Consider the following 18,289-nt stretch of genomic DNA (forward strand, 5'->3'; position numbering starts at 1 on the left):
GTAGTTCTCGGCCAAGTCGGCGTAGGCGTACCGACGGACTGGGGGTTCGTCGCATGGATCGCAGTTTAGACCCCTCCACTGGCTCTGGCATTTTCCAAAGATGCCCTTGAGAATTGGCAAATGCCAGCTTATAGTTTAGAGTGTAGCAAGTGATCAGCGCATCACCCTGGGTCAATGAGGGTCGCGCTACTGGGTGTCCGCCCCTGTGTCCGGTGAACTTTGAGTCTTGCCGCGGGCGCCTGCACAACCCCTGGTCTGCTCCCGTGCCTGGAGGAGGAGTGTCTGTCATGCCCGCGCTTGCCCCGATGCCGCCGCTGCCTGAGGTCACCGTCGCGTTGGACGCCTTGGTGCCGCCGCTGTATCGCCACTACTTCAACCGTCGTCCGGATCGGCCCTACTACCTGTACCGTCGCTACGACTTCCCGGGCTTGACCACGTTCCTGCCGCTGGTGCGGGCTTTCCTCGACACGTGCGCCGCCGAGCGGGGCGGGGAGTACCGTTACCTGTTCGCGCTGCTGGGCACCGAACTGGCGAGCAACGCGATCGCCCACACCCACTCGGGGCGGCCCGGCGGCAACTATTCGCTGGTGGTGCGCCGCAGCCAGGCCGGGTTGACGCTGACGTGCCGCGACGACGGCACAGACGATCCTCCCGCCTCGGAGTCGCGGCTGCGGGCGGGCTCGCTGGCGGCCTTCACCGACCCTCAGCCCGACTCCCGGTCGGGCACCGGCTTGGCGCTGGTGGATGCCTTGTCGTCCTCGTGGGGCGACAGCGGCCCGGGTGGCTTTCGCCGCGTGTGGTTCCACTTGGCCTACGACTTGTCCGGTAGCGCTTGGCGCGACGCCTGACCCGCTGGGTCCTTCGGCCGGACGCCCTTCCCCTTGCCGCTTCACCCTCCCCCGGGGCGGCGGGCTGTCCGGCCTTTCCCGGGGTGCGCCCCGTATCCGTGGAGGGGGCGGGGCGCACCCCCATCACCGGCTGCCTGCTCGCGGCGAGGATGTCTGCTCGGCGATCCTCGCGGCCCAGGATCGCCGAGCAGACATCCTCGTGGCGGGTATGGGGGTCAGCGTAGGGCGTGGGTGATGGTGGCGACGATGGCGGCGGGGTGGTCGAGGTCGCGCCAGCCGAAGCGTCGGAGTTTCAGGTGGGGGTAGGCGTTCAGGAGGGCGTTCTGCCGGTGCCGGTCGCCCACGATCGTCTGCGGTCGGCTGTGGGGTTCGGCGCCGTCGGCCTCGACGAGCAGCGGCCCGGCGTCCCACCACAGGTCGCCGTAGAGGGTGGTGCGTTCGCCGGACAGGGGCAGCGGATGCTGTAGGCCGTCAGGGGTGATCCCGGCGTCGACGCAGACCAGGCGCACCCGGGTCTCCAGCGGGCTCTGCGCTCGCGTGTCGGAGAGGCGCCACCATGCGGCGGAGGCGGCGTTGCCGCGGCGTCCGGTGTTGCCGCGGGGTAACCGTGCGAATTCGGCGTCGCCGACCAGTCCGAGGTTGCGGGCGGAGTCCATGAGCGACACGGCGGTCTCCCGGTCGACCTCCAGCACCACGTCGCGCAGGGTCCGCCCCGGGGTGGTCATCCGCAGGCCGTCCGCCGCGTGGATCTCGGTGTGGGCGATGGCGCGCTTATTGGTGCGCACCCCTGGCATGACCGGGCAGCGGGTCGCCCCAGGGAAGGCCAGGTGGATCTCCCGGCGGTCCCAGCGGGCCAGCCCCCGCATGCCCCACAGGCGGGCGGCGGTAGGGCCGCAGACCACACCCGTGGGGCCGGCCGCGAGTCGGGCGGCGAAGGCCATCACCCGCAGCCGCCCCTCGTCGCTGCCGGTATCGACCGGAAGACAAGCCACTGCGTACACGCCGGGGTGGCAGCGGCGCCACTCCCCACGGCGCAGCAGCGTTCTGATGCGGGTGTCGTCGAGCCCGTGACGCAGCGCCTGGCTGCGGGTGATCAGGCCGTACTGCCTGCCGGCTGTGGCGAGGATACCTCGCAGTGCAGATCCCGATATCGGCATGCTTCCGACTGTGCCGACCCGCACCTCCGGCCGCCATCGCCTGCTTCCTGCCTGTGGACAACCCGCCGCCGGCGAGGTGGGGCAGCGAGGGCGGATAGTAGGCTGCCTGCTCGCCACGAGGATGTCTGCTCGGCGATCCTCGCGGCCCAGGATCGCCGAGCAGACATCCTCGTGGCTGTTTCGTCCCCGAAATCTTCACCTCCGAGGTTTCCGTGCGCACTGAGGAGTACCCGCTGCTGTCGGCCCGCCGGATCGCCGCCGGGGACCTCGCGGCGCGCGAGGTGACAGCCACCGCCCTGGAGTGCATCGCCCACCCCGCCGTCAGCATCCCCGCCGGACGTACCCCCGCCGGGGGACCCGTCGGCCTCCACCTCGTCGCCCCGCCGGGCCGCGAAGCCGACCTGCTCGCCGTCGTCTCGGCCGCCGAAGCGCACGGGTGATCCGCCGAATCCACCGAATCCACCGAATCCGCCGAATTCGTCGAGTCCGCCGAATCCGCGGCTTCACGCTGGCGTGGTAGCGCTCCCACTCCGTCGAGCGTCTCACCTGGGACGGCGTAACGGGCCCCGCGGGCCGCTCCACGCCGCCGGTACGTCCACATTCGGCCAACACGCTGGGCAGACAAGCTGGTAGCTTTCGCTAGGCGGTTGCTGATCAAGCACACCACACCGGGTGTGAGCTGCGGGGGTATCGGCGCCTACCAGGCTGAGCTGCCCCGTCGGCGCGGCGCCGCCGTGTCGCGTCCCACGTCCCGTCTCTGGACAACGAGGTGACCCACCCCCGCATGCGTCTCCCCGTCGCCCAGCGGCAGGCCGCTACAGCGCGCCACCTTTGGTGGACGCAGCGCTGCGCGGCCTCGCCCCGACGTCTTGCCGCGCCTGCCCGGTGAGGGCGGCTACGACGGCAGGCACGCTCCCGCCATCCGGAGAGCGGCCGCCGTGTCGCGCGACGCCCTCACCCGCCGTTCCCTGTCCCCGTCAGCCGAGGAGGCGACCGTCGACGTCGAGATAGCAGGCGCCGACCTGAAACTCCTCACCCCCACAGCGCCAGGCCGGATGACTGCGCCGCGCAGCACTCCGCACGCTTTCCGCGCCACCGGAGGGTGGATCGCCCCTACCGGCACCGGCTACCGTCTTCGGTACCGCTTCACAGCGCGGCAGCCGAGCGCAGAGCGTCGGTGGCCGAGCGAGCCACCGCGACCGCGCCGCCGTCACGCCGCCACCATGTCCACATCGTTCACCGCGCCGCCTCCGGCGACGGCGACGCGCTCCTCGAGGCACGCAGCCGGAGACGTCGCCCGCACCCGGCGCAGCCGCCGCCACCCCATCCCGACCGGGGCCACGCCTCGGGGCTCGCAGCGCCACACCGGCCGGCGGATCCACCCGCCCCGCATCCCTGTTCCACGCGACCGCACGCAGCTGAGGAACACGGCTCCGGAAAAAGCGTCGGTACCGGCATCGCCCGTCGACAACAGGGCAGCAGCCACATCACACAACCGAACACCGCGACCAGACAACGACGTCAGACGGGGGGAACCCGCGTGTCCACCAGCGCGACCGATGACGCCATCGCCCGTGCCGCCGAGGCCGTGAGCGAGGAACACTACCGCGGCAGCGACGGCCAAGCCGCCCGCCATACCACCGACACCGCGGTTATCCTGCGCCGCCTGCGGCTCCTCGATCTCCAGCCCGGCCAGCGCGTGCTGGAGATCGGCACCGGATCGGGGATGTCGTCGGCGCTGCTGGCCGAGCTCACCGGCTCAGAGGGCCGTGTCGTCAGCGTCGACATCCTGGCCAACCTCACTGAGCGCGCCGCGCGCCTGCACGCGGAAGCCGGCTACACCACCGTTACCACCCTGGCCCGCGACGGGCTGTCCGGTGCCCCCGAGTACGCACCGTTCGACCGGATCATCGCCTGGACCTCCCCGCCCCGCCTGCCCGACACCTGGCTCGCCCAGACGGCGCCCGGCGCGGTCATACTGCACCCGCTGCCCACGGCGCGGCTGGTCTACTCGACGGCGCTGCTGCGCTGTGTCGTCGATGCCGAAGGGGTGCCCATCAAGCCCAGCGTGCACCGCGCCGACTGTGTGCGCATGGACGCCCCCTACCGGGAGGCGGCCGAGACCGACGCCGCCGACGCCGCCACAGAGCAGGGCTACGTCTCGGCCGAGTGGCTGCACGGGCGCGGCGGCACCCTCGCCCGCGACATCCTCAGCGGGCTACTGGAGGCTCCCCACAGCGAGGACACCTACCTCACCTGGCCTGAGTGCGACCATCTGCGCCCGTGGCTCATCGCCCGTAGACCCCACCGGCTGATCTCGGCCGGGCGCGGCAACGAGATCGGCTACGGTCTCGTCGACGGCGACAAGGGCGAGCACGTCGCCCTGTTCGTGCTGCTGCCCCGGCCGCGCCTCGTCGCCGACAGCGCCCACTCGCCCGCCCTGCACCGGCTGCGCGCCCTCATCGACGAGTGGCACGCCGATGGACAGCCCGCCACCGACACCCACACCCCCGAGCTGCACCGCATCGAGGAGGGCTGGCGGATCTCCCTGTGACCGGGAGATCCGCACGGCCACCACGGCCGGCAGCGGAGGGTGGGGCGACGCTGCGGTCGCCCCACCCCACAGCGGCGTCTCTGGTGGCCGTGCGTGGTCACCGCGTTTCAAACCAGCGTCGCGGCGCTAGTAGACGTAGACGCTGTGCCCGTTGTAGAAGCGCTCCTCCTCGCCGGTGCCGACCTTGCCCAGCTTGCCCCCCGTGCAGTCGACGCTTGAGTAGACGTAGGCCGTCTTGTCGGTCAGGTTGTAGACGTGCAGCGGTGCGCTCTGACGATCGAAGCACCGTTTATCCGGTTCGTGGTATTTGCTGCCGTTGATGTACACGGTTCCCTGCGCGGCGTGGGCCGGGGCGGCGGAGAGGGTGAGGGCTCCGGTAGCGGCCAGGCAGCCCAGGAGAGACAGGACTCGACGCATGATCACTCCCTTCAGGAGTTAACTAACTACTCTGAGTAATAGTTGTGACTGTAGGTCTTGGCCTGCCCTGCGCGCAATGCCTTATGGCCAAGCAGGGGCTCCGGGGCTCTGCCGGTCGGGTGTGGCAGGCGCCCGCAGCAGGGGCACCGACCGGGCACGGTGACGCCGACGGTTCTCCCGCTGACTACCCCGGACTGTCCCTCCAGCCAGGGCAGGCACCGCGGCCGGCGGCCCGAAAGCAACGGGGCGACGCCCGCCGCGGCGCCCCGTCCCGCGGTCGTTCCCGCCGCGGGACGGGGCCGAGGCGTTCACCAGGGGGCGTCGGAGCGCTCGGCGACCTCGGCGGGGAAGAGTTCGATCTGGTTCTCCATGACGGGGACGGGCACCCAGGGCTTGTGCTCGGCGACGGCCCCCACGCACCCCTCCCACACCTGGTGTGCCTTCTCGGCTTCCTCGACCAGGTGTTGCAGTTTCGCCTTCTCCCGATCGGCGAGGTCGACCCGTTGCAGGTGGGCGGCGGTGACGGCCGCGCGGCCGAACTCCTCGGCTTGCCACCCCACCCCCTGGAGGTAGTCCGCGCAGTGGTCGGCCTGGTCCGTCCAGACGTCCACCTTGTCCCTGAGGGCGTCGCTGCTGCCTGGATCTGCCGGCATGCCCTCGTTCAGCCGTTTCACGGGGGTGTCGGCGACGGTCGCGGCGGCGCCCTCGTCGTCGCCGTCGCGAATCCAGACGAGTTCGGAGAGCCACCGCAGATCCACGGCGTTGAGTTCGGCGAAGGCGTCACGAAGTTCCGCCATCTGCTCATCGACATCGGGGAAGTCATGTTCCATGAGCAGCTCACCCAGCTCGGAGCAAGACTCCCGGATTCGGTCGACGATCTCGTCCATCCCCTCTTCGATCTCCGCGATCGACTGCGACAGCCGTTCCTCGATGCCTTCCAGGGTGTTCAGGCCGACCAGCCGCGGCTCCAGTTCGCGCAGGCGCCGTTCGGCGTTCTCCAACTCGGCGATTCGGCGGGAGAGGTCGGACTCCGGCGGTTCCGGCACTGTGTCTCCTGAAGTTGTGGGGGAGGGGCGGGCAGGGTTCAGTTCCCGAATCGGACGTCGCGGATCAGGGGGAGCGACTCCAGGCGGGCGTCGATGTGGGTGGCGACGAACCCTGGAACCGGCACCTCGCGTTTCACCTGGGGCCAGGTGTCGGTCAGCGCCGTCACGGTCTCGGCCACCACGTCGCGCACCCGCTCGGGGGCCAGCCTCGCGCGCTGGGCCAGGTGGCCGAAGTGGCGCAGCGTCACCGTCCGGGCCACCTGCCCGCCGTTGACGGCGAAAGCCAGCCGGTCGTCACGGAACGAGGCGTCGGTGTCGGCGTAGGCCGACACCGACACCAGGTCGTAGGCGGGGGACAACCGCGCGGAACGCCCGTCGGGGTAGCGCAGCGTCCAGTTCTTCAAATGGGCGTCCAGGTTGCCCATCACCACCATCGCCGCCAGTCGGCGCAGGTAGTCGTCGAGATCTTGAGGGCACAGCGCCGCGACGACCCGGGCGATGCCGCTGTAGGAGGCGTTGTCGTACTTCGTGTCGACGGCGACCTCCCGTACCTGCGCCAGGTCCTCCTGGTGGACGCGCCCGCCGTCGAGGCGGTCGAAGCGGCGCACCGCCAGCGCCGTCTCCCCTTCCGCCGCCACCCCGTCGGGCAGGCCGTGCAGTTCGGCGGTGGGCACCAGCCGCGTCTGGGGAACCTCGATTCCGGCCAGCCGCGCCCAGGTCAGCATCGCGTGCTCGTTGCGGGGTACGTCGGCGAAGCGCCGGTCGGGCAGCTTCACGATCCAGTTGCCGCCCTCGCCGGTCATCGGCAGCACCAGGCCCTTCTCCTCCCAGCGCATGGAGAACTTGGCCTGCACCCCCGCCAGTGAGAACCGCACCGGATGGTCGTGGGTGCAGTCGCTGTCCTCGCCGGGCACGCTCAACTCGCCGATGTCGGCGTCGGCGACGACGCGCACCGCCCCCGGAAGATCCTCGCCGATGTAGCAGATCACCCGGAAGTCGTGGGGCCGGGCCATGCCCAGCTCGTGGCCGATGATGCGGCGCAGCCCGCTGCCGCGCTCGGGCAGCAGGTTGGCGAACCACTCGGGTACCGAGCCGCTCGCGGTGCGCCGCTTGTGCGGGTCGGCTTCGAATCCCTGGCCCAGCACCGGATGGTCGGGGGCGCGGTCGGTGTAGTCGAACCAGGTGTTGCCGTCGAGGTAGCCGAGGGTGCCCACCCGGCGGTCGCCGAGGAACACCCCGGCCGTGCGCTCGTCGCTCATGCGGGGCCGTCCTCGCCTGCCGGCGCCGGGTCGGGGGTGTCCTCGAACAGGGTCGACAGCGCGGGGCCGTCGCGGAAGCCGAACAGGGCGTGGTTCTGTACGTGCTCGGCGATCACGGCGCCGGCCAGTTCGGCACGCCGGGCCAGGAAACCGTCGGTGTCGCCGTCGCGCAGCAGCCCCACGCACCCCTCGTCCAGGCACTGGCTGTGGAGCAGACGCTCGTCGACCTCTCCGGCCAGCAGCGCGTCGCGGACCTGGGCCGGTTTGGCGCCGGGGGCCACGACCCGGTTGGCGACGTTCTCGCCCGTCGGCCAGCCGATATCGAAGATCGGCGCGAGCAGCGGCGGCGGGCTGTCGGCCTCCAGGACCGAGGCCACGTCGACGGGCCGTCCGGCGGTCCCGTCGGCCCGCTCCGCCTCGGCGGTGCCCGGCAGCGGCAGCGGGCCGCGTGAAAGCAGACCGAGGATGTTGACCTTGCCCAGGGCGGCGTTGAGGCGGGTGTGGCCCAGGTCCGGGCGCCACACCGCCGAGTCGGGGGTGGGCAGCAGGCCGATGAGGCGTTCGGCACTGCCGACCGGGTCACCGGCCACGGCTTTGGCGTTCTTGCGCAGCCCCGCCGTGTTGCCCTGCGGGGCCACCCCGAGCACCGCGCCGCGCCACACCCAGCGGCGCAGTAGCTGCGCGGCGCGTCCCCGCGGCGGGCCGAACAGGGCGGCGAAGCGGGCGAGCACCGGCACGAACAGCGCGTAGGGCAGTAGCTTGGCGTGGGGGATGTCGGCCTCGTCGCGCAGGAAATCCACCACGTGGCCCAGCGCGTCCCGCGTGGCGGTCAGCGCCGTGTGCAGGTCGTCGGCGCCGTCGAACTCGCGGCGGAAGTCCCGGTCGACCACGGGGTCGCGGACGGCCAGCACGCTCTGGGTGAGCAGCTGTTCGGGCAGCCGGCCGAAACCGAAGCCCGCCACGTCGGCGCCCAGCGAGGTGAGGTCGCCCAGCGCGCGGTCGTCGCGGGAGGCGTGCAGCGCCCGGAAGATGTCGGCGCTCTTGAGCGCCTTGCCGTAGGTGTTCAACCGGTCGAAGATCTCGCGCAGCGTCGTCTCGTCGTCGCCGGTGACCACGTACATCGGCAGCCGGTAGTCGCGGATCGCCGCGATCACCGCGTCGGCGCGGTCGATCTGCTCACCGGTGAGGTGGGGCCGCTCGCGGATCCAGGCGTTGGCGGCGGCGGTGTCCAGCGTCAACGACACGGGCAGCCAGTCCGCGTCGGGACGGCGGCGCCGCGACAGCGAACGGAACTCGCCCGTGGCCAGGTCGTAGTAGACACGGAACCGCGGGTCGACCGTATCGTCGGTCGCGGTGAGCGCCCCCACCAGGCTCGTGATGCGCTGCTGGCCGTCGACCACCCAGTAGGCCGCGCCGGTCTCGGGCGCGGCCACGCTGAGATGGCCCACCGTGACCGTGCCGGCGGCGGCCGGGCGCTGCCACACCAGCAGGTTGCCGATCGGGTAGCCGCGCAGCAGGCTGTCGAACAGCCGCCGCACGTCCACGCTCTCCCACTGGTAGGAGCGCTGGAACGACGGCAGCCGCAGCCTGCCCTCGCGCGCCCACGCCACGAGGTCGCCGGGGCGCGCCTCCCTGATCTCGGGGCGGGTCACCGGGGCCACACCGCCTCCCTCCTCGGTTGCTGCACCGAAAGGCTATCGAAGGGCGCCCCGCCACACGGCCCCATGGCCGGGATCGCCGGAGCACGGGCCGCGCCCGGTCTCTTTACCCGAACGGCTTTGCCATCTCATCAACCGCGTGCCGCGGCTGGTCGCCGAAGCGCCGGCCCGCTACATCGCACTGCTGTCCACCGTCTGCGTCTCCGAGGCCCCTGATCTTGCTTGAGATCGGCAGACAGCGTCTGATTTGGGGTATTTCATCCATCGGAAAGAGCGGAGGGTGTCCATTCCAGCGACGCCCTCCGCGGCTCATCCGGGGGTTGTGCGAGGTGTGATGGCTTGCTGTGATTTCTTTATTGCTTTCCGTTACTTTCGGGGATCTTGTGGCATCACTGGGACTCCGGCTTGCACACAAGGCGATTCGTGGATGACCAACCGTGATCTCGCCACGATTCGCCCGACTTCGGCCTTGCTGTTCTTCGCTATGTAGCTGTTGTCGACGGTCTTGGCGTTAGGACGTGTCGCCCAGCGATTCCAGGAGCTTGCGCAGCAGCCGACTCAGCTCCTCGCGGTCGGCGGCGTCCAGGCCTTCGAGGACGCGGTGCTCGTTGGCCACATGGCCCTCGGCCATCCGGTTGGCCAGTTCCAACCCCTCTGGGGTGAGGGAGATGAGTAGCTTGCGGCGGTTTTCCGGGTCGACTTCCCGCGTGACCAGGTTCCGGTTGACGAGCCGGTCAACGCGATTGGTCAGCGCGGCGGAGCCAACCATGGTCGTAGCGACGAGGTCTTTGGGGCCCAGGGTGTAGGGCGGTCCCGAGCGCAGCAGTGTCGCCAGGACATCGAACTCCCACGGTTCCATGCCCTCTGATGTGAAGTAGCCCTTTACCTCGCGCTCCACCAGTCGGCACGCCCGTGAGAGTCGTCCGATCACCGCCATGGGAGAGACATCCAGGTCAGGGCGCTCCTTCGCCCACTGGTCCAAGAACTTGTCAACCGCATCTGTCATTTCAAACTGAACCTTTCGATGTCGAAATTTCTAAGAGCCTATCATCCCCCCACCTTGGGGTTCCTATGCCGATTGACTCAGGGTAGTGAGTTGATCACCAAAGGGGAGGTGGTGGGGTGCAGGCTCTGGATAGTGGCGTCTAACATTTTGATGTTGAACTGTTTGACTGGACTGTCTCGCTATGTCTATGATTTTGCCGTCTTAAGGTTCGATATCGAAAGGTTTGTGGGTGAATGATGAACCCCGCCAGCTACAGTTCGGTGCCTGACGCCATCCGGGCGCGCCGCACCATCCGCCACTACCAGCCCACCCCCATCCCCGCCGACCAGCTCCGCGAGCTGCTCGACCTCACACTTGAGGCCCCCTCTAGCTGGAATTTCCAGTGCCGCTCGGTCGTAGTGGTCTCCGACGAGGAAGGCCGCGAGGGCCTCGTCAGGGCCACTGACGGCCAGCCCCAGCCCGCTGAGGCCCCGGTCACTCTAGTGTTCGTCGCCGAGCTCCAGTCATGGCGCGAGGACCAAAGCGACATCTACCAGCAGGCCCGCGACAACGGGGCGTGGAACGAGGAGTTCATCGCCATGTTCGCCGAGGCCGGCCAGGCATTCCAGCACGACCTCGCCGAACGCGGCCTGCTGCGCGAGTACGCGGTCAAGGACGCCATGATCGCCGCGACCTACTGCATGCTCGCCGCCACCAGCATGGGCTATGCCACCGCCCCCATGAACGGCTGGGACGAGCAGGAGGTCAAGAAGGCCATCGGCATCGACGGCCGCGACGACCTCGCCATCGCGCTGCTGCTGTCCATCGGCGTGGCAGCGGAGGAGCGGCTGCACCCCGGCCGCAGGCCCCACGAGCGCAACGTGTTCTACGGACGCTACGGCCAGAGCCGCTGAACGATTCCCAGCAACACCGACCGGTTCGGCACGGGGGCGTCCCGCCCCCTGCCGTCACCCACGACACTGCCAAAGGAACTGACATGGAGCACTTGGTCCAGGTAGCCGGCATCATCGACGCCGACGAGGCGAGCATGCTGTGCGCTGAGGGAGTCGACTGGCTCGGTTTCCCGCTGCGTCTGCCCTCCGGTAAGGACGACATCTCCGAACCCGACGCCACGAAAATCATCGCCGACATCCCGCCGCCGCACGCCGGCGTGCTCATCAGCTACCTCACCGACGCCGAAGAGGTCAGCGCCTTCTGCGCCGAGCTGGGTGTGACCGCCGTGCAGTTGCACGGTGACGTGCCCGCCGACCAGCTCCGCAAGCTGCGCGAGATCCACCCCGACCTCTACGTTCTCAAGAGCCTGGTGGTGCGCGAGGACAACGCCGAGGAGCTGCTGGGTCTGGTCGACGAGGTCGCCGACGCGGTCGACATGTTCATCACCGACACCTACAACCCCGCCACCGGCGGCAAGGGTGCCACGGGACTGCTCCACGACTGGTCAGTCAGCGCCGAGCTGGTGCGGCGCTCCCCGAAGCCGCTGATGATGGCCGGCGGCCTCAACCCCGACAACGTGGCCGACGCGATCGCTCAGGTGCGCCCCGCCGCCGTGGACGCCCACACCGGCCTAGAGGGTCCGGACGGGCGCAAGGACCGCATGAAGGTGCGCACGTTCGTCACCGAGGCGCGCCGCGCCTTCGGCGAACTCCGCTGACCCCTCCTGCCGTGGGCGGTCGCCCACAGGTGGCCGCCCTCCGCCGTCCCCTTTAGGAGAGCCAGTCATGACCATTGGGAGCAACGTCCACCTGCTGCCGCAGACCAACCAACTGCGGGCGATGCACACGATCATCCGCGACAAGAACGCCACCCGCGAAGATTTCGTCTTCTACTCGCGTCGGATCATCCGCCTGCTGCTGGAAGCAGCCATCGACCTGCTGCCCTTCGACAAACACGAGGTGACCACGCCGGTCGGCGAGACCTACCAGGGCACCAAGCTCGCCGCCGAACTGTGCGCGGTACCGGTCATTCGTGCAGGGGAGAGCATGGAGGCCGAGATGTGGCAGCTCCACCCCGGCCTGCACGTCGGCAAGATCCTCATCCAGCGCGACAAGAAGACCAAGCTCCCGCGGCTGTACTACTCGCACCTCCCCGACGACATCGACCAGCGTCACGTGCTGCTGCTGGAGCCCATGCTCGCCACCGGCGGCTCCGCGATGGCGGCGATCCGGGTGCTGCTCGACGCGGGAGTGCCTGAAGACCAGATCATCTTCGTCAACTTCCTCGCCTCCCCGGAGGGGTGCGAGGCCGTCGGCGACGCCTACCCGGGGGTGCGCATCGTCACCTCCGCCATCGAAGAACGACTCAACGACAACGCCTTCATGGTCCCCGGCATCGGCGACTTCGGGGACCGCTACTTCGGAACGAGGGACTCGGGGGCCACCAAATGACCGGCAACCGGATAGTACTCAACTCGGCCCTGACCGCGCTCGCACCGGCGATCTGGGGCAGCACCTACCTGGTGACCACGGAGATGCTGCCTCCTGACAGTCCTCTGCTGGCCTCCACCGTGCGGGCGCTGCCCGCCGGGCTGGTGCTGCTGGCGATCAGCCGCACCTTGCCCCAGGGAGTGTGGTGGTGGCGGATTCTGGCGCTGGGTGTGCTCAACATCGGCGCCTTCTTCTATCTGCTGTTCGTGGCCGCCTACCACCTGCCCGGCGGCGTGGCCGCCCTAGTGATGACGGTCCAGCCGATGATGGTGCTGCTCCTGGCAGCGCTGCTGCTGAAGGACAAGATCCAGCCCATCCACGTGTTCGCCTGCGTGCTCGGCGCGGCAGGGGTGGCGCTGCTGGCGCTGGGGCCACAGGCCGACCTCGACCTCATCGGTGTCCTGGCCGGGCTGGGCGGCGCCGCCAGCATGGCCTCGGGCATCGTGCTCACCAAACGGTGGGGCCGACCCGAAGGCGTGGGCGTCCTGACCTTCACCGGCTGGCAGTTGACCGTCGGCGGCCTTGTCCTGACGCCGATCACGCTGTTCGTCGAGGGACTGCCCAGCCAGATCACGCCGCTCAACATCACCGGTTTTCTCTATCTGAGCGTCATCGGCGCCCTGTTCGCCTACGCCATCTGGTTCCGCGGCATCGAACGGCTCCCCGCGCTGGCGGTGTCGTTTTTGTCCTTCGCTAGCCCTCTCGCGGCGACCATCCTCGGCTACCTCGTCCTCGGCGAGACGTTCACGCCGTTGCAGACGATGGGCGCCTTGGCAGTCATCGCCGCCGTCGTCCTGGCACAACCCCGCAGGCGGTCCGCCGGCGACGACACTCGGCAAGCATCACACCAACCCGAGAAACCCCTCAGCCGTGCGTCGTAACCCTACAGCGGCCAGTCGAGTAGTCCCGAGATGGTCGATACACACAGGTGGACAGCCATCATGCCAACGACGAGTCGCCCCGCTTCCTTCACGAAGGGCCACCGCCCAACCGCAGCCGGCGCGCCCACAGGCGCCCAGCGGACCGCGGTGCTGTGGCGGTGGGCTATCCGGGGGAACGGTGACCGGCCAGGCCCCCTCGCGTCGCTAGGTGAGCTGAACACGTCCGGGCGCCGCGGCATCCCCGTGTCGCGGCGCCGCCCCGCCCCCGCACATCCGAGTCCGACGGGCCCCACCCGGTCGCACCGACACGCCTTCGTGAACCGCGCCCTTCACAACGCGGGCGCTTCTGCCCTTACCTGAACCGTTGCCGCCGGTGCGAGAGCCCAACCCCTGCTCCCTCGCCCGGGACACACCCCGACACATCCCCTGCGAGAGTGTCGAGCCTCCACTCCTCATCCCCAAGGTCACTGGCCCATGTACATAGCGAGATCCCGCTGCCTCGGTAGCCGCGATCCACCGCTACGCCCGTCGCCGCGGCGCCCCAAACGCGAACCGCGGCGACGTCCGACCGCCCCTGCCGCCCAGCCAGAGCCACCAGGTGGACGGCAGAGGCCGGCCTTAGCCCGGCACCAGAGTGCACAAACCACGCTCCCCGGGGAGCTGCCGACTCCCATCGGGAAGCAACGCACTCCTCGTGCCGATGCCAGCGCAGATTCACGTGTCTTCCCTGCCGTTGGCATCACAGCCGCACCGCCACCCGGTCCGGCCGTAGGAAACCCACCGAGAATCACACCAGTTAGGAGTATAGCTTTGGAGACCATCCAGGTCAGGGCTCGAAGACAGAACACTCTCTCTGCCGGCTGTCTGCCCGAGATGCTCCTGCACCAGGTTGCGACCCAACCCGAGGCCACAGCAGTCGCCTGCGATGACCAGTCCCTCACCTACCAAGAGCTGGCGCAGTCCAGCGGCCGACTCGCCACCTACCTGCGCCACCTGGGCGTAGACACCGACGAGTGCGTCGGTCTCTACGTCGAACCCTCCCTAGACCTGGTGATCGGGACCTGGGGCGTGCTCTTCGCCGGAGCCGCCTACCTGCCGCTCTCGCCGGAGTACCCCAACGACCGGCTGCGCTACATGATCGAGCACAGCCGTACCCGGGCCATTATCACCCAACCGCACCTGGCAGAACGGTTGGCCGAACTCGCGCCCCACGGCACGCAAATCGTCACCCTGGCCGACACTCAAGACGCGGGCGAAGCGAGCCTGCCCCAACCGAACCCCGAAGATCTCGCCTACGTCATCTACACCTCCGGCAGCACCGGCAAACCCAAAGGTGTGATGATCGAAAACCATAGCGTCGTCTCACAGATGCGCTGGCTGCACGCCTGCGGCCACCTGGACCGCACCACCACGGTGCTGCAAAAGACCCCGATGAGCTTCGACGCCGCCCAGTGGGAGATCCTGGCTTCCGCCGTGGGCGCGCGCGTGCTCGTCAGCCCGCCCGGCAGCTACCGCGACCCCGAGGCGCTGATCTCCACCATCCTCAAACACGAGGTGACCACGCTACAGTGCGTGCCCTCCCTCCTCCAGGCGCTGCTCGACACCGAAGAGTTCCGGCTGTGTACCACGCTCAAGCGCGTGTTCTCCGGCGGCGAGCCGCTCTCCCGGCAGCTCGCCCGCCACTTCATCGACGAGCTGCCGTGGGCCTCGCTGGTCAACCTGTACGGACCCACCGAGTGCACCATCAACGCCACCTCCCACCTGGTCGACCCTGACACCCTCGACGAGGGCACCGGTGCCGTTCCGATCGGCCTGCCCGTTGACAACACCCAATGCTTCATCCTCGACGACACCCTGGCCCCGGTGGAGATCGGGGAAGTCGGCGAGCTCTACATCGGCGGCACCCAACTGGCCCGCGGCTACCTCGACCGGCCCGAACAGACCCAGGAACGGTTCATCGCCTCGCCGTTCGTGCCCACCGAACGGCTCTACCGCACCGGCGACCTCGCCTCCTGGAACGAGGACGGCACGATCCAGTTCTCCGGCCGGGCCGACAACCAGGTCAAGCTGCGTGGCTACCGCGTTGAGCTGGAGGAGATCTCCCTGGCCATCGAGGAGCACACCTGGGTGCGCCGCGCCGCCACCCTCGTCACCGACGACGCCAGGACCGGCTTCCAGAACCTGGTGGCCTGCGTCGAGCTGAACCCCAAGGAAGCCGCCCTGATGGACCAGGGCAACCACGGCTCCCACCACCAGTCCAAGGCGAACAAGCTCCAGGTGAAGGCCCAGCTTTCCAACCCGGGCCTGCGCGAACCCGTCGAGCTCGCCCACCGGCCGGTGGTGGAGCTGCCAGGCAAACAGGAGTCCGAACAGCAGCGCCGCGAGGTCTTCGCCCGCAAGAGCTACCGCTTCTACGAAGGCGGAGCGGTCAGCCGCGCCGACATCGAGCGGCTGCTCGCCCCACGCACGCTCCCCGACCACTCCCGCGGCCTCGACCAGGTCAGCTTCGCTGAGCTCGGTCAGATCCTGCGCTGGTTCGGCCAGTACCACAGCTCCGAGCGGCTGCTGCCTAAATACGCCTACGCCTCTCCCGGCGCGCTCTACGCGACGCAGTTGTACCTGGAGACCGACGGCGTGGCCGGCCTGGACGCGGGCGTGTACTACTACCACCCCATTGACCACACCCTGGTGCGCGTCGGCGACGCTCCCACCACCGACCGCCCCGGCCCCTACCTTCTGGTGCACTTCTCCGGCAAGAAACGCGCGATCGAGCCGGTGTACAAGAACAACATCCAGGAAGTGCTGGAATTCGAAACCGGCCACATGCTGGGTGTGTTCGAGGAAGTGCTACCCGAGCACGGGCTCACCATCGCCCCCCTGGACCACATCCCCTCCGTCAAAGACCACCTCGACGTCGCCGAGGAAGACTACTACCTGGGCACGTTCGAGATCGGCGCCAACGACGGCCGCCCCCCGCAGCGCGCCGTCGAACTGTACGTGCAGGCCCACCCCGACCGGATCGCTGACCTGCCCGCCGGCCAGTACCGCTACACCAGCGGGCAGTTGGAACGCATCTCCGAGGAGCTGGTGCTGCCCAAGCACGTCATCGCCATCAACCAGCGCGTCTACGATCGGGCCAGTTTCGGCATCACCGCCGTCAGCCGCGAGGACCGGGCGTGGCTGGAGTACGTCAGCCTCGGCGCGCAACTGCACCACCTGCAACGCAACAACCTCGGGCTGGGCTTCATGTCTTCGGGCTACAGCTCCAAGACCGGCCACAGCCTGCCCGCGGCGCTGCGCATGGACGACATCCTCAGCTCCTGCGACATCACCCCTGGCGCCTCCTACTTCTTCCTCGGCGGCAAGGTCAGCGAAGAACAGATCCACAGCCAGGGCATGTACGAGGACTCCGTCCACACTAAGGGCCCGGCCGAGATCATCAAGGACGAGCTGGCCAACTCCCTGCCCGACTACATGATCCCCAACCGTGTCCTCGTCTTCGACGAGCTGCCCTTGACCGCCAACGGCAAGGTCGACAGCAACGCCCTGGCCGCCTCCGAGCAAGTCACCTCCGCCGACACGGCAGCCCCCTACGTGGCCCCCTCGACACCGTCCGAGCGGTGGCTCGCCCACGAGTGGGGCAAGGCACTGAAGTACGACAGCGTCTCCATCGAGGACGAATTCTTCTCCGCCGGCGGTAACTCGCTGATCGCCGCTTCCCTGGTCAACAAGATCAACCGCGAGTTCGGCACGCAGTTGCCGCTCCAAGTCGTCTTCGAGAGCCCGAAGCTGGCCGATCTGGCGGCCCGCATCGACAACGACACCAACGAGCCCTCCTCCCGCCTCGTGCCCCTCAACAACCGCGACAGCGGGAAGTCCCCCATATTCTGCTGGCCGGGCCTGGGCGGCTACCCGATGAATCTGCGTCTCCTGGCGCGGGAGGCAGGCGGCGACCGGCCCTTCTACGGCGTGCAAGCTCACGGGGTCAACGCCGGGGAGACCCCCTACGCCACGATCCGCGAGATGGCCACCGCCGACGTGGCCGAGATCCGGCGCCGCCAGCCCACCGGCCCCTACACGCTGTGGGGGTACTCCTTCGGAGCCCGTGTGGCCTTCGAGACGGCGTGGCAACTGGAGCAGCTCGGCGAAGAGGTCACTGACCTGCTGCTGATCTGTCCCGGCAACCCGAAGGTCCCCGGCGCCGAGGAACACCGCCAGCGGCGGGTGGCCTCCTATGACAACCCCACCTACGTGACCATCCTCTTCTCCGTCTTCGCCGGCACCGTCAGCGGGGCCACGCTGCGCGAATGCCTCCAAGCCACCCACGACGAGAACAGTTTCGTGTCGTTTGTCCACGGCTGCTACCCCGAGCTGAGCGAGGAGCTGATCCGCAGGATCACCCGGATCGTCAGCGAAACCTACGAGTTCGAGTACACCTTCCGCGAACTGGCCGAACGCCACCTCAACGCGCCGGTGACCATCTTCAAGGCCACCGGCGACGACTACTCCTTCATCGAGGGCCATTCCGGCTACTCCGCGGTTCCCCCCACGATCGTCAACCTCAGCAACGACCACTACAGCGTGCTGAAAGAGGAGGGCGTGGCCGAGCTGGCCTCGGCGATCCGCGCCAACTCCACCGGCTGACCGGCCGTTTCGCAGCCACGTCCGACGACCTCCGGCAACCTCTGGCACCACAGCGGGGCAGACCGAACCCCCGATCCGGTCTGCCCCCACCGCCAAGCCAAAGCCACCCGACGAGAAAAGTCACCCAACGAGAAAGAGAGAGGAACAACCATGCCTCACGTCAACATCAAGCACTTCCCCCGCGAGTTCACCGAGGAACAGCGGCAGCGCCTTTCCGAGCAGATCACCCAGCTCATCCTGGACAACTTCGACACCTACGAGGGCGCCGTCTCGATCGCTTTGGAGCCGGTGGCCAAGGCCGACTGGAAGGAGACCGTGGTCGGCCCGGAGATCACCGAGCGCCAGCACCTGCTGCTCAAGGCACCGAACTACCGCTAAGCAGTGAAAGGAACACAC

The 18,289-nt window shown here is 68.8% G+C and carries 15 protein-coding genes; 9 read left to right on the plus strand and 6 right to left on the minus strand.

Annotated elements, in window-relative coordinates; translation table 11 throughout:
• Positions 1–287 precede the first annotated feature (287 nt).
• Positions 288–848 carry an ATP-binding protein gene (locus tag ABD848_RS13990; protein ID WP_344971837.1) on the plus strand — a complete coding sequence of 187 codons (561 nt, stop codon included), beginning with the start codon at positions 288–290 and terminating at the stop codon, positions 846–848.
• Between the two features lie 215 nt (positions 849–1,063).
• On the opposite strand, the gene ABD848_RS13995 is transcribed toward ABD848_RS13990, so the two are convergent.
• Positions 1,064–2,005 carry a type IV toxin-antitoxin system AbiEi family antitoxin domain-containing protein gene (locus tag ABD848_RS13995; protein WP_344971839.1) on the minus strand — a complete coding sequence of 314 codons (942 nt, stop codon included), beginning with the start codon at positions 2,003–2,005 and terminating at the stop codon, positions 1,064–1,066.
• 212 nt (positions 2,006–2,217) lie between these two features.
• Here ABD848_RS13995 and ABD848_RS14000 point away from each other — a divergent pair, with 212 nt between their 5' ends.
• Both ABD848_RS14000 and ABD848_RS14005 read left to right on the plus strand, forming a co-directional pair.
• Complete coding sequence (locus ABD848_RS14000; protein WP_344971841.1) at positions 2,218–2,445, plus strand: hypothetical protein; 228 nt, start codon at positions 2,218–2,220, stop codon at positions 2,443–2,445.
• A gap of 1,100 nt (positions 2,446–3,545) precedes the next feature.
• Positions 3,546–4,559 carry a protein-L-isoaspartate O-methyltransferase family protein gene (locus ABD848_RS14005; protein ID WP_344971843.1) on the plus strand — a complete coding sequence of 338 codons (1,014 nt, stop codon included), beginning with the start codon at positions 3,546–3,548 and terminating at the stop codon, positions 4,557–4,559.
• Positions 4,560–4,685: 126 nt separating this feature from the next.
• Here ABD848_RS14005 and ABD848_RS14010 read toward each other — a convergent pair whose 3' ends face one another.
• The 5 genes from ABD848_RS14010 to ABD848_RS14030 form a co-directional block, all read right to left on the minus strand.
• Positions 4,686–4,976, minus strand: coding sequence for a hypothetical protein (locus ABD848_RS14010; RefSeq protein ID WP_344971845.1), 291 nt, complete (start codon positions 4,974–4,976; stop codon positions 4,686–4,688).
• Positions 4,977–5,284: 308 nt separating this feature from the next.
• Positions 5,285–6,022, minus strand: a complete 738-nt coding sequence (locus tag ABD848_RS14015) for a hypothetical protein (protein ID WP_344971847.1) — start codon at positions 6,020–6,022, stop codon at positions 5,285–5,287.
• A 38-nt stretch (positions 6,023–6,060) separates the two neighbouring features.
• A complete protein-coding gene (locus ABD848_RS14020; protein WP_344971849.1) occupies positions 6,061–7,281 on the minus strand; it encodes a type II toxin-antitoxin system HipA family toxin in 1,221 nt (406 codons plus the stop codon).
• A complete protein-coding gene (locus tag ABD848_RS14025; RefSeq protein ID WP_344971851.1) occupies positions 7,278–8,942 on the minus strand; it encodes a DUF262 domain-containing protein in 1,665 nt (554 codons plus the stop codon). Before ABD848_RS14025 ends, ABD848_RS14020 begins: the two co-directional genes overlap by 4 nt.
• A gap of 508 nt (positions 8,943–9,450) precedes the next feature.
• On the minus strand, positions 9,451–9,945 hold the full coding sequence (locus ABD848_RS14030) for a MarR family winged helix-turn-helix transcriptional regulator (protein WP_344971853.1): 495 nt from the start codon (positions 9,943–9,945) through the stop codon (positions 9,451–9,453).
• Positions 9,946–10,178: 233 nt separating this feature from the next.
• Here ABD848_RS14030 and ABD848_RS14035 point away from each other — a divergent pair, with 233 nt between their 5' ends.
• The 6 genes from ABD848_RS14035 (at position 10,179) to ABD848_RS14060 (ending at position 18,271) form a co-directional block, all read left to right on the plus strand.
• A complete protein-coding gene (locus ABD848_RS14035) occupies positions 10,179–10,838 on the plus strand; it encodes a nitroreductase family protein (protein ID WP_344971855.1) in 660 nt (219 codons plus the stop codon).
• Positions 10,839–10,921: 83 nt separating this feature from the next.
• Positions 10,922–11,596 (plus strand): phosphoribosylanthranilate isomerase, encoded by a 675-nt coding sequence (locus ABD848_RS14040; RefSeq protein ID WP_344971858.1) that lies wholly within the window; start codon positions 10,922–10,924, stop codon positions 11,594–11,596.
• A 67-nt stretch (positions 11,597–11,663) separates the two neighbouring features.
• The gene (gene upp / locus ABD848_RS14045; protein ID WP_344971860.1) at positions 11,664–12,329 is read left to right on the plus strand and encodes a uracil phosphoribosyltransferase; all 666 of its coding nucleotides are present in this window, start codon (positions 11,664–11,666) and stop codon (positions 12,327–12,329) included.
• The gene (locus tag ABD848_RS14050; protein WP_344971862.1) at positions 12,326–13,249 is read left to right on the plus strand and encodes an EamA family transporter; all 924 of its coding nucleotides are present in this window, start codon (positions 12,326–12,328) and stop codon (positions 13,247–13,249) included. The genes upp and ABD848_RS14050 overlap by 4 nt, the downstream gene beginning before the upstream one ends.
• 810 nt (positions 13,250–14,059) lie before the next feature.
• Positions 14,060–17,893 (plus strand): amino acid adenylation domain-containing protein, encoded by a 3,834-nt coding sequence (locus tag ABD848_RS14055; protein WP_344971864.1) that lies wholly within the window; start codon positions 14,060–14,062, stop codon positions 17,891–17,893.
• Positions 17,894–18,043: 150 nt separating this feature from the next.
• Complete coding sequence (locus ABD848_RS14060; protein WP_344971866.1) at positions 18,044–18,271, plus strand: tautomerase family protein; 228 nt, start codon at positions 18,044–18,046, stop codon at positions 18,269–18,271.
• Positions 18,272–18,289 lie beyond the last annotated feature (18 nt).

This window comes from Salinactinospora qingdaonensis, from assembly GCF_039539445.1.
Lineage (GTDB): Bacteria > Actinomycetota > Actinomycetes > Streptosporangiales > Streptosporangiaceae > Salinactinospora > Salinactinospora qingdaonensis.